Source organism: Sulfitobacter sp. HNIBRBA3233 (assembly GCF_040149665.1).
Taxonomy (GTDB): Bacteria; Pseudomonadota; Alphaproteobacteria; order Rhodobacterales; family Rhodobacteraceae; genus Sulfitobacter; species Sulfitobacter marinivivus.
This window is the reverse complement of sequence record NZ_JBEFLP010000001.1, coordinates 2,495,163-2,509,406: the sequence shown is the minus strand read 5'-3', so window position 1 is coordinate 2,509,406 and position 14,244 is coordinate 2,495,163. Positions and strand designations below refer to the sequence as shown.

Genomic DNA, 14,244 nt, shown 5'->3' with positions numbered 1-14,244 from the left:
CTTCACGGCTCACCCTCTGCCAGCGGGCCGTAGAAAATCAGCGCGGGCGTGCTGGTGGTCGTCGCTTCCAGATGTGCCGCAAGGGCCGCGATGGTGAACCGCTCCACACGCTCGGCGGGGGTCGAAACAGCCTCGGCCAGCATCGCGGGCGTCTCGGGTGGAAGGCCGTGCTCGATCAGCCGGGCCACCAGCCCCGGAAAGGTCCGTTTGCCCATGTAGACGACCGTCGTCGCCAGCGGATCGGCCAGTGCGGCCATATTGACATCGGGTGGCAGATCGCCGGTGACATCGGCACCGGTAATGAACTGCACCCGCCGCGCGGTCAGACGGCGGGTCAGCGGGATACCGGCGGTTGCAGCGGCAGCCGAGGCACTTGTCACACCCGGCACGATTTCAAAGGGGATCCCGGCGGCGCGCAGGGCTGTGATCTCTTCCTCGAGCCGTCCGAACATCCCGCTGTCGCCGGATTTCAGGCGCACCACCCGCAAATCCGCCTGTGCGTGCTCGACCAATGTGCGGCTGACGTGGTCTTGCTTCGGCGACGGCCGTCCGGCGCGTTTTCCGACCCCGATCAGGTCCGCGTCCGCCCGTGCGTGGCTGAGGATCGGACCAGAGGACAGATCATCGAACAACACCACGTCCGCTTCCTCCAGCCGTCTGACGGCCTTGACGGTCAGCAGCTCCGGATCGCCCGGTCCGGACGAGACGAAAGAGACGAAACCGGTCATGCCGTGCCTCCGGCAATCAGGTGAAAGAACGTGCCTGACACGCGCCCGCCACCGGGCATCGCGCGCCAAGTGCCGGTTTCGGGGACGGCCAGACCGTTGCTGTCGGTGATGACCGCCAGCGGCGTGTCTGGTTCTTCGACGATGGTCGCATAGTGGAATTCATGCCCGCGCAGCAGCGCCCCGGCAGGCGCGCCGGGGATTGGCGCCGCCAGCGTTGCGCGGCGGTATCCGAGGTGAAATTTCCGTTTCGCAAACGATGTCTCCAGCCCCAGCAGACCGGCCATTTCGTGGCGCGTGCCGTCCTTGTCCACCAATCCCGCACCAAGGGCCATGTACCCGCCGCATTCACCGTGCACGGGCCGTGTTTCGGCAAAGGCGCGCAGCCCCTCGCGGTAGGTCGTCGCCGCTGACAGTCTGCCCGCGTGCAGTTCGGGATAGCCACCGGGAATCCAGCAGACGTCGGCGTGTGGATCGGGGGCCTCGTCCGCGAGCGGCGAAAAGGGCAAAACCTCGGCCCCGGCAGCGCGCCATCCGGCCAGCAGATGCGGGTAGACGAAGGCGAAGGCATTGTCCTGCGCCAGCGCGATCCGCTGGCCGGGTGGTGTAACGGCGGAGGGCACCTCAGCCCCCTGCCCGCCACCGCGCGCCGCGGCCCGCAGCGCGTCGAGATCGACGTGTTCGGCCACGAATTCCGCCGCCTGTGCCAGAAGCTCGGGGAGGTTTTCCTGTTCGCCCGCCTGAACCAGTCCGAGGTGCCGCTCGGGCAGCTCCAGATCGGTGCGCCGTGGCAGGACGCCCAGCACATCGATGCCCACGGATGCCATGCCCGCGCGGATCAGCGCCTCGTGCCTTGGGGAGGCGACGCGGTTCAGCACAACACCCGCAAGCGTGACGTCATCGCGCATCCGCGCGAAGCCAAGCGCCGTCGCCGCCACCGACTGCGCCGCGCCGGAAGCATCCAGCACCAGAACGACGGGCCACCCCATCATCGCGGCGATGTCCGCACTGGCGCCATTGCCGCATTCGCCGGGGATCGCCACGCCGTCGAACAGACCCATCGAGCCTTCGGCAAGGATCAGATCGGCGCCTTCGGCGTTTCCGTGCAGCCCGTCGATCCGCGCCCGCTCCATCGACCAGCTGTCGAGGTTGAACGACGCACGACCCGATGCGGCGGTATGGAACGCGGGGTCGATGTAATCCGGGCCACCCTTGAACGGCTGCACCTCGACACCCCGCGCCCGAAACGCGGCCAGAAGCCCCAGCATCAGCGTGGTCTTGCCGGTCCCCGAGGCGGGGGCGGATATCATCAGGCCGGGCGGGATCATTCGGCCTCCGGAAAACGCGGCTCCGCCCCGACGGGGCGGAAGCGGCGATCGTAATCGCCTGCGTAGAGCCTGCTTTCGTCGAAATCCTCGGCCCCAATCGCGTGACCCACGAAGATCAGCGCCGTGCGCGCCATCTCTTCGCCGACGGCGGTCTGCAAGGTGCCGAGCGTTGCGCGCACCACCCGTTCATCCGGCCAGCTTGCCCGCCAGACGACGGCGACAGGGCAGTCCGCGCCGTAGTGGGGCGTCAGTTCCTCGACCACGCGGTCGAGAACATGCACCGACAGGTGGATGGCAAGCGTCGCGCCGGTGGCCGCGAAATTGGCAAGGGTTTCTCCCTCTGGCATCGCGGTGGCGCGGCCGGAAGTGCGGGTCAACACCACCGATTGTACGATACCGGGCAGTGTCAGTTCCGACGCCAGCGTCGCCGCGGCCGCGGCAAAACTGGGGACACCCGGCGTCACGTCATAGGGGATCTGAAGGGCCCGCAACCGGCGCAGCTGTTCGCCCATGGCCGACCAGATCGACAGGTCGCCCGAATGGATCCGCGCCACATCCTGCCCGCGCGCGTGGGCCGCTTCGATCTCGGCCATGATTTCGTCCAGCGACAGGGGTGCTGTGTTGACCACATGGGCGCCTTCGGGACAGTGGGCAAGGATGCCTTCCGGCACCAGAGAGCCCGCGTAGAGACACACCGGACAGGCCGCGATCAGGTCGCGTCCGCGCAGTGTGATCAGGTCGGCGGCGCCGGGGCCTGCGCCGATAAAGTGAACCGTCATGTCGTGCCTTTCAGATCGGCAATCGCTGCCGTTGCCATACCATCGCCCGAGACGACGCGCACCGCAACCAGCGTGGCCCCCGGACCGGCAGCGGCAAGGGCCGCGGCTTCGCACAGGCTGCCGGTGCCGAACCGGTCCAGCACCTGCCTTGATTGCGTGGGCGTGATGAGTTGTTGCAGGTCCTCAAGCTGGATGCCCAAGCCGGGCAGCGCCATGACCTGCGCCAGTTCGCGAAACACGGGCGCGCGGGATTTGGCGCTTTCGGTGACAAGTGCCTCGAGCGGATCGTCGCCCGCCAGCGCCAGCGCCCGTTGCAGCGCATCCTGAAGCGACGCGAGTGCCGCCCCGCCCCGGAAACCGAAACCCGCGACCCTCACAGCGTGACGCTCCACTGGACGATGGGGCGCGCCGCGTTCCAGCCGCGCAGCGGGCCGAGGGGGGCCGCCTCGGACAGTTCGGCCCGCAAAAGGTGACCGCCACGCCGCCCGTGCATCTGTGTCAGCAGCGCCTCGGTCTCCAGCGTGACAGCGTTTGCCACAAGACGCGTGCCGGGCCGCAGGGTTGTGAAAAGCGTCTCTAACAAGGGTTCTTTCGCGCCACCGCCGATGAAGACGGCATCAGGGGGCGGGGCATCGGCGATCAGATCTTCGGCGCGGCCCTGCCGCACCTCCATCCGGTGATCGATGCCGAAATCGGTGATGTTCCTGCGGATATTCTCAACCCGGGCAGCGTGCTGTTCAAAGGCGATGGCACGGCCACCGGCAAGGCAGTATTCCACCGAAACAGAGCCTGATCCGGCCCCGATGTCCCACAAGAGATCCCCCGGGCGGGGGCCAAGCGCACTGAGTGTCAGCGCACGGACCGGGCGTTTGGTAATCTGTCCGTCACTGGCGAACAGATCGTCCTGCAGACCGCTGCTGCGCGGCAGGCCGACGCCGTCCGGCAAGGCAACGGCAACCGCGACCGGTGCCGCGATATCGGCCAGATCGAAGCGGTCCGCGCGGGTGGCGCGGATGCGTTCGCGCGCGCCACCCAGCCGTTCGAGCACTGTCAGCTCCGCCGCGCCCGCGCCCTGAGCGGTGAGCCACGCGGCCAGTTCCGCAGGCGCGTCGCCGTCGCGCAGAAGGCAGACAAACCGCGCACGGGGTGCGAGCACCGCGCGCAACCGCGCAAGCGGCGCGGCGTGCAGACCGTGGCAGGTAATCTCCTCCATCCGCCAGCCCATTGCGCTGGCCGCGCGGGTGAAGGTGGACGGGGCCGGAAAGCTGCGCCATTCCCCCGGCGCCAGATCGCGCACGAGGCTGCCGCCCGCGCCGTGCCAGAACGGATCGCCCGAGGCCAGAACCGCCACCCGTTGACCACGGCACGCCAGCACCGGTGCCGTCGAAAACGGGACCGGCCATGGCCTGCCCCTGTCGCCGACCGCCGCAAGGTCCAGATGGCGCGGGCCGCCGAACACCACCTCTGCCGCGTCAAGCGCGGCACGGCTTGCGGGGGGCAACCCGTCGAGGGTATCTTCACCGAAACCGATGATGCTGAGCCAAGGATCACCCATGATGCGCGTCCTTCTTCTGGGCGGGACGACCGAGGCGCGCCAGATGGCCCATGCCCTGAAATCCGCCGGAATAGAGACTGTTTTTTCCTATGCGGGCCGCACGAATGCACCCGTGGCGCAGCCCGTTCCCGTGCGGGTCGGGGGCTTTGGCGGGGTGGACGGGCTGGTGCGATACCTGCGTGCCGAAGGCATCAGCCATATCATCGACGCCACCCATCCCTTTGCCGCGCAGATGTCGTGGAACGCACATCATGCCAGCGCAGCCTGCGGCCTGCCGCTCGTGCGGCTGGAGCGCCCTGCATGGCGCGCGCAGGAGGGCGACGACTGGGTGCATGTTCCCACGCTCGACGCCGCGCGGGAGGCTTTGCCGCAGGCGCGGTCGCGGGTGTTTCTTGCCATCGGCCGGATGCATCTGGCGTCCTTTGCGGGGGCACCGCAGCACCGGTATCTGCTGCGTCTGGTCGATCCGCCCAAAGAGGGCCTGCCGCTGCCCGACACCACGGTGATCGTCGCGCGCGGTCCTTTCGATGTGGCGGGCGATACCGCGCTGTTGCGCGACCATCGCATCACCCATGTCGTGGCCAAGAACGCGGGAGGCAGCGGCGCGCTGGCCAAGATCGAGGCGGCTCGTGCGCTGGGTATGCGGGTGATCCTTGTGGACCGGCCCACCCTGCCCGACACGACCGTTTGCCCCGATACAGAGACTGTTCTGCGCCATCTGAATCACTCCGCCGAGCGTGGCGTATAGACATGGCCGCCGACCCGCCGGGTCGCCGAGTTGCCGACGATGACCACCGTGCGCATATCCGCCATATCCTCGGTCGCCTCGCCCAGCGTGACGGTACGCAGGCGCTGGTCTTCGTGGGTGACGTTGCGGGCGAATGAAATCAGACGGTCCGGCCCGCATTCCTCGCGCAGGATATCCAGCGCCTGACCGAATTGCACGGGGCGCGATCTGGAACGCGGGTTGTAGAAAGCCATGGCGAAATCGCCACGCGCCGCCATGCGCAGGCGGTTTTCAATGACCGACCATGGTTTGAGATTGTCGCTGAGGTTGATCGCACAGAAATCATGCCCCAGCGGCGCACCGAGTGCGGCAGCGGCGGCCAGCATCGCGGTGATACCGGGGTGCACGGTAATCGCGACATCGGCGAACCGCGGCTGCGCCTCCAGCGCCTCGAAAAGCGCGGAAGCCATGGCAAAGACACCCGGATCGCCCGATGACACCACCACGACGCGCCCGCCCTGCTGCGCGAGGGTCAGCGCGTGGGTGGCGCGGTCGATCTCGACCCGATTATCCGTGGCGTGAAGGGTCAGCCCATCGCGCGGGGCAATGCGTTTGACGTAGGGAATATAGCCGATGATGTCTGTCGCTTCGTCGATCACAGCGCGGACTTCGGGTGTGACAAGCGTTTCGCGCCCGGGGCCGAGGCCCACAATGGCGACCCAGCCGGTCATTCCCCGGCCTCTGGCCGCCGTCCCTGACCGTGCACCAGAACAATCGCGAAATAGGGGCAATCGTCGTCGGCCACATCCGCCAGCCGCGCGATACGCTGGTCGGGCATCGTGCCCTTTTCGACCAGCCATGCATCGTCGAGCCGCCCGGTCGCTTCGAGCGCGCGGCGCACCCGTGGCAGGTTGCGACCGGTTTTCATGATGACCAGCGCATCGGCGCGGCGCATGTGCGTGATCAGGTCTTCCTCGGGCAGGGTGCCCATCAGAACGCTCATCACGTCGTCACCCCATGTGAAGGGGGTATCGAGCGCGTTCCAGCAGCCGACCATACCGGGAATGGCCGGCAGGACCTCGACTTCGGTGCGGCCCTGCAGGCGCGTGTGCAGATGCATGAACGAGCCGTAGAAGAACGGATCCCCCTCGCAGAGTACAACCACATCGTGATCGCGGGCCAGCGCCTCCAGCTTGTCGGCCCATTCCGCGTAGAAATCCACCATCAGCTGGCGATACTCATCGGAGCCGAAGTGCAGTTCGGTCGTGACGGGGTATTCCATCGGATATTCCACGACATCGTCGCGCAGCATGTCGCGCACGATGGTGCGGGCCTGCCCCTTGCGGCCTTTCTTGCGGAAATAGGCGAGGTGTCTGGCGCCGCGAATGGCGCGGTCGGATTTGACGCTCATCAATTCCGGATCACCGGGTCCGAGCCCGGCGCAAATGACCTTTCCCATGTCTCTACTCCACCCGGCTGGCCAGAGCGTTGACCGCCGCGACCGTGATCGCGGAACCGCCCAGGCGCCCGCGCACGATCATCGACGGCACCGGCGGGGCCGCCATGAGCGCGTCCTTGCTTTCGGCGGCACCGATGAAGCCGACGGGACAGCCGATGATGGCGGCAGGGCGCGGGCAATCGGGATCTTCGAGCATGTTCAGAAGATGGAAAAGCGCGGTGGGTGCATTGCCGATGGCGACAACAGCGCCTTGCAGATCGGGGCGCCAGAGCTCGAGAGCGGCGGCGGAACGGGTGTTCGACATCTCGCGCGCCATATCCGGCACGCGCGGATCGCGCAGGGTGCAGATCACGGCATTCTCGCGGGGCAGGCGTTTGCGGGTGATGCCTTCGCTGACCATATAGGCGTCGCAGAGGATCGGCGCGCCGTCTTCCAGCGCGGCGCGTGCGGCTATCGCCATGCCTTCGGTGAAGGCGATGTGATCTTCGAGTCCGACCATGCCAGCCGCATGGATCATGCGAACAGCGACGATCTCTTCCTCGGGGGTGAAACGGGCCAGGGCAGCCTCAGCGCGGATGGTGGCAAAGGACTGGCGGTAAATTTCCGCCCCGTCGGTGATGTAGTGATGCGGCATCAGATGTGGTCTTTCAACTCGTCGGGGGAAAGGCCGGTCAGCGCGGGCGCATCGCTGGCCTTTCCGTCGCGGATCAGGGCGTAGCCGTCCTGCTGCGCTGTGATTGTCAGGGGCGCGGAGCGCGGATGGGCGCAGCCCTTGGGGCATCCCGAGATATGCAGCGTCACGCCCGCGCGCAGCGAAGCTGACAGATGCCGCCCCAGTTCGCGGGTGTCGCCCAGCGCCTGCGCGCAGCGCGGTGCACCGGTACAGGCGGTGATGCGCAGCATCGGATCGTCGGGATCGGTGATCACACCCGCGATCTCGGGCAGGTTGCGCGCGCTTTCCACGAGGACCAGACGCCATGGCGTCATCCGCAGCCCGCCGTGTTTTGCCAGCGAGGACAGGGTTTCGACACGCATCTGCCCGAAGGCGGGGCCGACCATCGCGCCCATTGGCGAAAAGCCCGGTTTGGCACGGTAGGCACCGGTCTGGCGCGGCACGAAATGCCCCTCTGGGCGGGTGCCGCTAGCGACAAGCTCGGCCATGCGTTTCGGCGCGCCGGGGGCCCCCGCAAACCAGCGGGCAAGCGCGATCGCCTCGGCGACGGCGGTTTTCAGCGAAACGGGTTTGCCCGATTGCATCCCCTCGGCCACAAGGATCAGCCCCCCGCCCGCGTCCTGTTCAAGGCGGACATCGGCTGAGGCGTCCTGCAACACCGGCTTGGCGCCGGTATCGACGGCAAATCCGAATTTGCCGGGCAGAACCGGAAGCTCGGCGCTGACCAACGCCTCGGTCAGTTCGGCGGCCAGAAGCTCGGTATCGTCACCCGAGATCCAGAACGGCTGTACCATCACGTTGCGGCGGCTTTCGATTTCCGGCGTGGGGTCGATCAGGCCCATTGCCCGCAGCCCGTCGATCAGCGGCTTGTGCCGGTCCTCGCGGACGCCGCGGATCTGGATGTTGCCGCGGCTCGACAGGTCGATGAAGCCGTTCCCGTGCGCCGCGGCAAGCGAGGCGATCCCGTCCGCTTGCGCGCGGCGCAGGCGGCCACCGAAAGGGCGCACACGCACCACCAGCCCGTCGCCGGACATCATCGGGCGCAACGCACCGGGGCACCAGCCCTTGACCCTCTGGGCATCGCTCATTCAGCCGCCTCCATCGCTGCCGAAATCGAATTCCGGCGTGTGACCCACAGGCCCGCATCGCGCAGGGCTGCGAACCGGTTGCGCATCGCTTCCAATGCGCGGGGATTTTCGGCCTCCATGAAGGCCACCAGATCGTCACGCCCCAGCGTTGCGTCAAAATAGAGATCGAAGAGATGCGCCGGGACCGAGCGTGTCAGATGCGCAAAAGCGGCGAGGTTGTCGAGGGTTGCGGCAACTTCGGCGGCACCGCGGAAACCGTGGCGCATCATGCCGTTGGCCCAATCGGGATTCGCCGCACGTGCCCGCACCACCCGCGCGATTTCTTCGGGCAAGGCGCGGGCGCGGGGGTCGCCCATGCGGGTGCTGTCGACGTGATACATCGCGGGCTCCGCCGCGCCGAGCTGCGCCATCGCAGCGGCAAAGCCGCCTTCGTGGCTGGCATAATCGGACGAAAGAAGCAGATCGGTCTCGGTGAGGTCCTGCACATGGGCAAACCCGTCGGCGGCGCGCAGACGCGCCTCCAGCCCCGCGCGGTCCTGGTGCGCCTCGCCTTTTGCGTCCAGCGCCCATTCGGAGGCTTTCAGCCATGCCTCCCCGGCCGCGCCGCGACCGGCCTCTGAATAGTCCAGCATCGCGGCCTCCATGTTCATCCCGTAAAGCCCCGGCTTGGGGCCGAACACACGGGCGGCGCGCTGCTTGTAGGGGTTCATGTCGTCCGCTTCCTCGCGCGCAGCGAGTGCTGCGGCACCGGCATCGAACAGGCCCGCCAAGCCCGGGAATATATCGCGGAAGAGGCCCGAGACCCGCAGGGTTACGTCGATGCGCGGACGATCCAGCAGCGTGAGCGGCAGCACCTCGAACCCCGAGACGCGTTCGGACCCGTCGTCCCAAGTGGGCGCGAGCCCCGCGAGGTGCATCGCCATTGCAACTTCCTCGCCCGCGGTGCGCATGGTGGCCGACCCCCAGAGATCGACCACCAGCCCCTTCGGCCAGTCGCCCTGATCCTGAAGATGCCGGCGCAGCAGTTCTTCGGCCAGTTTCACCCCCTGCGCATAAGCCGCGCGGGACGGCACGGCGCGCGGATCAACGGAATAGAGGTTCCGCCCCGTCGGCAGCACGTCGGACCGGCCACGGTAGGGCGACCCGGAGGGACCGGACGCCACGCGCCGCCCGTCGAGCGCGGCCAGCAGGCCGTCGGTTTCTCCCTCGGCGCGGCCAAAGATGTGCAGGCCGTCGCCGTACTGGCTTTCCTTGATGTCGCAGACGAACCGGTCGATGCGGGTGATCGCCTCGGCCTCGCAGGCGTCGGGCGCAAGGCCCAGATCATCCTCGACACCGGCGGCGCGGGCCTCGTCGCGGATGTTGCCAACCAGACGGTCGCGGCGCGCGGGGTCCAGACCATCGGCGGTAGAGTATTCGTCGAGCAACCTCTCAAGCCGCAGCAGGGCATCGGGGGTTTCGCTGTCGACCATCGGGGGCGGGACGTGGCCCAGCGTGACCGCGCCGATACGCCGCTTGGCCTGCGCGGCCTCGCCGGGGTCGTTGACGATGAAAGGATAGATCACGGGCAGCGCGCCGGTCAGCGCCTCGGGCCAGCACTCGTCGGACAGGGCGACGGATTTGCCCGGCAGCCATTCCAGCGTGCCATGGGCCCCGATGTGGACAAGCGCGTGATGCCCCTGCGCCCGCAGCCAGAGATAGAAGGCGACGTAGGAGTGGCGCGGCACACGGGCCAGATCGTGGTAATCGGTGTCGCGCTGCGCAATCGCCCCGCGTTCGGGCTGGAGCGCCACCAGCGCCTTGCCGCACTCGCGGGCGGCGAAATGGAACGCGCCGTCGCTAAACAGCGGATCGTCCTGCGGCGCGCCCCACGCAGTCAGCAGATCGGTGCGCAGCGTCTCGGGCAGGCTGGCAAGCGCTGCCTCGTACTCGGCCAGCGGCCAGTCGATACGGGCGTGGGCCAGTGTTTTACCAAATCCGATCTCGGGGGTGACCGAATAGCCCGCACTGCCCAAGGTCAGGAGCATATCTTCGGCAGAGGCCAGCGCATCGAGCCCGACGGCATGGGCGATCTGGTCATCCCGGCCCGGATAGGTCGACAGAACCAGCGCAATCCTGCGCGCGGCAGCGGGGGTTTTCGCCAGGCGGTGCCAGCCGTCGATCCGGTCGACCACGGCGTCGATCCGCGCGGCATGGGCGCGGTGCGAGAAGCGTGAATATTGCAGATCGGGGTCTTTCTTCTCCGGTGCCTTGAAGCTGATGACACCGGTAAAGATGCGCCCGTCGACTTCGGGCAGCACAACATGCATGGCCAGATCCGCAGGCGACAGCCCGCGTTCGCTGTCGGCCCACTCCTTCTTGCGGGCGGTAGACAGCGCCACCTGGAACACCGGGCAACCGGCTGTGTCGAGCGGCGAGGTGGAATCGCTGCCGCGCCCGGAGAAGGCCGTGGCGTTGACGATGGCGACCGGCGACAACTGTGCCAGCGCGGAGGGGATGAAATCGCGCGCAGTCGGGTTTTTCAGCGAAGGTGCGAAAACGCCCACCGCGTTGTAGCCCCGGTCGCGCAGGATCCGGATCAGCGCATCCACCGGGGCGGTATCGGCGGCGGTCAGATAGCTGCGGTAGAAGGTCACCGCGACCGTATCGCCCTCGGTGTCCACAAAGGGAATGACACCGCGATCGGGGTCATAAAAGCCGCAGTCGGGCACGGTTTTCGCCCCCGGCACCGGACCGGCATAGAGCCCCGCGGCCAGCGCCATCTGCGCCAGCGCGGCCTGCGCCGCGACCGCACCGCCGGCATCGCACAGATGCTGGAGCCGCCGCAGCGTCGAGGTCGGCAGTGTCGAATGCGCGTCGAGTGTCGGATCCTCGCGCCCGTCCGCGGGCAGCACCGCCAGTGCTATCCCGTGACGGCGGGCGAAATCCTGCACCTGCATGATGCCGTAGGGCCAGTAGTTCTCGCCGCCGATCAGGCGGATCAGAATACCCTTGGCGCCGGTCAGCGTCGCATCGACGTAGTTGTCGATGGACGCCGGGTGGCGCAGGGCCGTGAGGTTGCACAGACGCAGCGAAGGCAGGCTGCCGCCCGCCCCGCCCGCACGATGCCATCCCGCCGCGAAAGCGCCGAGGTCACTGTCGGAGAACGACAGCACCACCAGATCCGCAGGGCTTTGCCCGGGATCATACGGGGTTTCGGAATCCTCCAACCCGTGGCTTTCGCGGAAAACGACGTGCATGGTTTACGCGCCCAGCGCCTCCCGGATCTTGTTGTGGTCGATGTGGTCGTGTTCGGCGATGACAACCAGCGCGCCGGAGCGGACCTCGGACCCCCAGAGACGGTCGAACTGGTGGCGCACACGGGTGCCCACGGCCTGCACCAGCAGGCGCATCGGCTTGCCTTTGACGGCGACATAGCCCTTCACGCGCAGGATCTGCTGTTCCTTCGCCAGCGATTCGATCGCCTGAACCAGCGCATCCACATCCTCGATCTCGGGCATGGGAACGACGATCGTGTCGAAATCGTCATGCTCGTGGTCGTCGGCGCCGTCGTGGTGCGAGGGACGCGCGGCAAGGTCGTCTTCGGCGCGGGCGTCGAGGCCCAGAACCACATTCGGGTCGATGACGCCCTCGGTCATCTCGAGGATCGGGATCTTGCGCTCGCTTTCCGCCTCGATCACCTCACGGGCCTTGGACAGACCTTCGGGACCGGCCAGATCGGCCTTCGACATCAGGATGATGTCCGCGCAATTGATCTGATCTTCGAAGACCTCGGAGAGCGGCGTTTCGTGGTCGAGACTGTCGTCGGCCAGACGCTGCGCGTCCACGGCGGCCACGTCGGAGGCGAAGGTGCCTGCGGCAACGGCTTCGGCGTCGGCCAGCGCGATCACGCCATCGACGGTGATCTTGGAGCGGATCGCGGGCCAGTCGAACGCCTTGAGCAGCGGCTTCGGCAGCGCGAGGCCGGAGGTTTCGATCAGGATGTGGTCGGGACGGGTCGGCAGCGCCATCAACGCCTCGATCGTGGGGATGAAATCATCCGCCACGGTGCAGCAGATACATCCGTTGGCCAGTTCGACGATATTTTCCTCAGGGCAGTCCGGGATCGCACAGGAGCGCAGGATGTCGCCATCCACCCCCACGGTCCCGAATTCATTGACGAGCACCGCAAGACGGCGACCGCCCGCATTGGTCATCAGATGACGGATCAGGGTCGTCTTGCCCGATCCAAGGAAGCCGGTGATCACGGTGACGGGGATTTTTGACAGGTCGCTCACTCGGCAGCCTCCGTTGGTAGTGTGAACGCGGGCACGCGGGCCACGCTTTGTTTGCGGAAGATCACCGGGCGCTCGCGCCAGGGCACCAACCCGTCGGGCGTGGCCGCGTAGGCGGCAGCACCTGCAAGGATCTCTGCGGCGTCGTCAGGAGTCATGTGACCGTAGACATAGGTCCACTTGCCGGGCGCGGACAGCGCGATCGCGGCGCCGGTCTTGCAGGCCGACAGGCACTCGACCCCGACAATACGCACCCCCGCGGGCGCGCCACCCGCTTGCAGTGCGCGGTGCAGCACCGCGCCCGGGCGCATGGTGTCGTCTTCGACAGCTTCACCCGCGCGGCAGGTGGTGCAGACATAGAGTGTTGCGGTCATGGCATGCTCCTTCCCGGCTGGGTTTAGCCTATATCGACGGGCGCAGAAAGCGCCGCTTGGAGGGGTGGCGTTACTCCACCGTTACGGTCGTGCTGGCAGAGATCGGGGTGCCGCCTGCGGCCAGCGGCCTGTGGTCGTTGGCTGTCAGGGTCACCTCGATCTCGACGGGCCCCTGCGGCAACCCGTCCAGATGCACCCAGGGCGCGTAAAGGCGCCCCAGTTTGACCCCGTTTGCGTAGACATGCGCGTGGCCTTCGCCGGGGACATGCGCGCCCCCGGCGTTCCGGGGCGAGAATGTGAACCCTTCGGTTATCACGTGGAGGTTATAGCCCGCCAACGGGTCTTTGATCACCTCCACCTCAAGCGAGGGCGCATCGGCGGGAGCCAGATCGACAGGTTCCTCGTGCATCCGCGCGTGGTCGGTCTCCGCGTGCTGGGCGGGATCGGCGTGGTCATGCCCGTCCAGCGTCAGGCCATTCGCCGCAGCGTAGACAAACCCGCCCGCGGCGCCGAATGTCAGCCCGATGAGAAACAGAAAGAAACAGCGCATTGTCGGCTCCCGGTCGATGAAACGCCGCGGTCAGGCGCGGCGCTGCTCCTTATCCAGAAAATAGGCACCAAAAGCGCCCAGCAAAACCCAAGACGCGAGGCCAACGCCCAGAGCGCGTGCGGCGAAAAGGGCACCGAGTTCGGTGGGAACCGGGCCGATAAAGCTGTCGGGCTGCGGCGCGCCGATGATATGGGGCGCGGCCAGCAGGATCACCGCCACCCCCCAGAGCGCCCAGTTGCGCCCGAAGGCGATCAACCACAGCGCAACGGCAGCCGCGATCACGGTGGCGAACCACCAGATCTGGCGGGCGCCAACATCGGCAGCGGCGACACCGGGCACTTCGGGCGCGAGGCTGAACCCCGGTGCAAGATGCGCCGCGACAAAGCCCGCCACGCCCCACAGAAGGCCGGTCCGTGCGTTCAGTTCGGCGCCGCGTTCGTCGGCGACCAGCATCAGCGCGACGAGGATGAAGGCGTAGCCGGTATAGGTGAGCATCGTGAAAACGACGCTGAGGAGGTCGCGCACCGGATCAAATCCGGGCAGGTCGGGCGTGGCAGAAACCTGCGCCGCACCGAAATGCACAAGTGCGCCGCTTTCATACAGCTCGGCGTGCAACAACACCGGCTGAACGAACAAAAGCTGCAACAGGCCGGCAATCAGACCTGCGGCAGCACCAGCGAACAACGCGCTGGTCAGCAATTTGGGAAGCATG

15 protein-coding genes are annotated in these 14,244 nt (G+C 67.2%); 1 reads left to right on the top strand and 14 read right to left on the bottom strand.

Translation table 11 applies throughout. From position 1 onward, the window contains the following. Positions 1–2 precede the first annotated feature (2 nt). The 5 genes from cobA to cbiE are packed head-to-tail and all read right to left on the bottom strand — an operon-like array spanning position 3 to position 4,387. The gene (gene cobA, locus ABMC89_RS12295; RefSeq protein WP_349568219.1) at positions 3–728 is read right to left on the bottom strand and encodes a uroporphyrinogen-III C-methyltransferase; all 726 of its coding nucleotides are present in this window, start codon (positions 726–728) and stop codon (positions 3–5) included. Beyond that, positions 725–2,053: a cobyrinic acid a,c-diamide synthase CobB gene (locus tag ABMC89_RS12290; RefSeq protein WP_349568218.1), complete on the bottom strand. Its 1,329-nt coding sequence runs from the start codon at positions 2,051–2,053 to the stop codon at positions 725–727. Before ABMC89_RS12290 ends, cobA begins: the two co-directional genes overlap by 4 nt. Then, positions 2,050–2,832, bottom strand: a complete 783-nt coding sequence (cobM, locus tag ABMC89_RS12285; protein WP_349568217.1) for a precorrin-4 C(11)-methyltransferase — start codon at positions 2,830–2,832, stop codon at positions 2,050–2,052. Before cobM ends, ABMC89_RS12290 begins: the two co-directional genes overlap by 4 nt. Next, a complete protein-coding gene (locus ABMC89_RS12280) occupies positions 2,829–3,209 on the bottom strand; it encodes a cobalamin biosynthesis protein (protein ID WP_349568216.1) in 381 nt (126 codons plus the stop codon). The genes cobM and ABMC89_RS12280 overlap by 4 nt, the downstream gene beginning before the upstream one ends. Further along, positions 3,206–4,387: a precorrin-6y C5,15-methyltransferase (decarboxylating) subunit CbiE gene (gene cbiE, locus ABMC89_RS12275; RefSeq protein ID WP_349568215.1), complete on the bottom strand. Its 1,182-nt coding sequence runs from the start codon at positions 4,385–4,387 to the stop codon at positions 3,206–3,208. The genes ABMC89_RS12280 and cbiE overlap by 4 nt, the downstream gene beginning before the upstream one ends. A gap of 1 nt (position 4,388) precedes the next feature. Between cbiE and ABMC89_RS12270 the strand changes: the two genes are divergently transcribed. Next, a complete protein-coding gene (locus ABMC89_RS12270; protein WP_349568626.1) occupies positions 4,389–5,135 on the top strand; it encodes a cobalt-precorrin-6A reductase in 747 nt (248 codons plus the stop codon). Here ABMC89_RS12270 and cobJ read toward each other — a convergent pair. From cobJ to ABMC89_RS12225, 9 genes are all read right to left on the bottom strand, one after another. Continuing rightward, positions 5,111–5,845, bottom strand: a complete 735-nt coding sequence (gene cobJ, locus ABMC89_RS12265; protein WP_349568214.1) for a precorrin-3B C(17)-methyltransferase — start codon at positions 5,843–5,845, stop codon at positions 5,111–5,113. The two genes, ABMC89_RS12270 and cobJ, sit on opposite strands and share 25 nt — an antisense overlap. After that, positions 5,842–6,573 (bottom strand): precorrin-2 C(20)-methyltransferase, encoded by a 732-nt coding sequence (locus ABMC89_RS12260; RefSeq protein WP_349568213.1) that lies wholly within the window; start codon positions 6,571–6,573, stop codon positions 5,842–5,844. Before ABMC89_RS12260 ends, cobJ begins: the two co-directional genes overlap by 4 nt. Positions 6,574–6,577: 4 nt before the next feature. Beyond that, the gene (locus tag ABMC89_RS12255; RefSeq protein ID WP_349568212.1) at positions 6,578–7,207 is read right to left on the bottom strand and encodes a precorrin-8X methylmutase; all 630 of its coding nucleotides are present in this window, start codon (positions 7,205–7,207) and stop codon (positions 6,578–6,580) included. Next, positions 7,207–8,334, bottom strand: a complete 1,128-nt coding sequence (gene cobG / locus ABMC89_RS12250; RefSeq protein WP_349568211.1) for a precorrin-3B synthase — start codon at positions 8,332–8,334, stop codon at positions 7,207–7,209. Before cobG ends, ABMC89_RS12255 begins: the two co-directional genes overlap by 1 nt. Next, positions 8,331–11,573, bottom strand: coding sequence for a cobaltochelatase subunit CobN (gene cobN, locus ABMC89_RS12245; RefSeq protein WP_349568210.1), 3,243 nt, complete (start codon positions 11,571–11,573; stop codon positions 8,331–8,333). The genes cobG and cobN overlap by 4 nt, the downstream gene beginning before the upstream one ends. A gap of 3 nt (positions 11,574–11,576) precedes the next feature. Continuing rightward, complete coding sequence (gene cobW / locus ABMC89_RS12240) at positions 11,577–12,611, bottom strand: cobalamin biosynthesis protein CobW (protein WP_349568209.1); 1,035 nt, start codon at positions 12,609–12,611, stop codon at positions 11,577–11,579. Continuing rightward, positions 12,608–12,982 carry a DUF1636 family protein gene (locus ABMC89_RS12235; RefSeq protein WP_349568208.1) on the bottom strand — a complete coding sequence of 125 codons (375 nt, stop codon included), beginning with the start codon at positions 12,980–12,982 and terminating at the stop codon, positions 12,608–12,610. The genes cobW and ABMC89_RS12235 overlap by 4 nt, the downstream gene beginning before the upstream one ends. A 70-nt stretch (positions 12,983–13,052) precedes the next feature. Continuing rightward, complete coding sequence (locus ABMC89_RS12230; protein WP_349568207.1) at positions 13,053–13,532, bottom strand: hypothetical protein; 480 nt, start codon at positions 13,530–13,532, stop codon at positions 13,053–13,055. Between the two features lie 30 nt (positions 13,533–13,562). Continuing rightward, positions 13,563–14,243, bottom strand: coding sequence for a CbtA family protein (locus tag ABMC89_RS12225; protein ID WP_349568206.1), 681 nt, complete (start codon positions 14,241–14,243; stop codon positions 13,563–13,565). Between the last annotated feature and the right edge of the window lies 1 nt (position 14,244).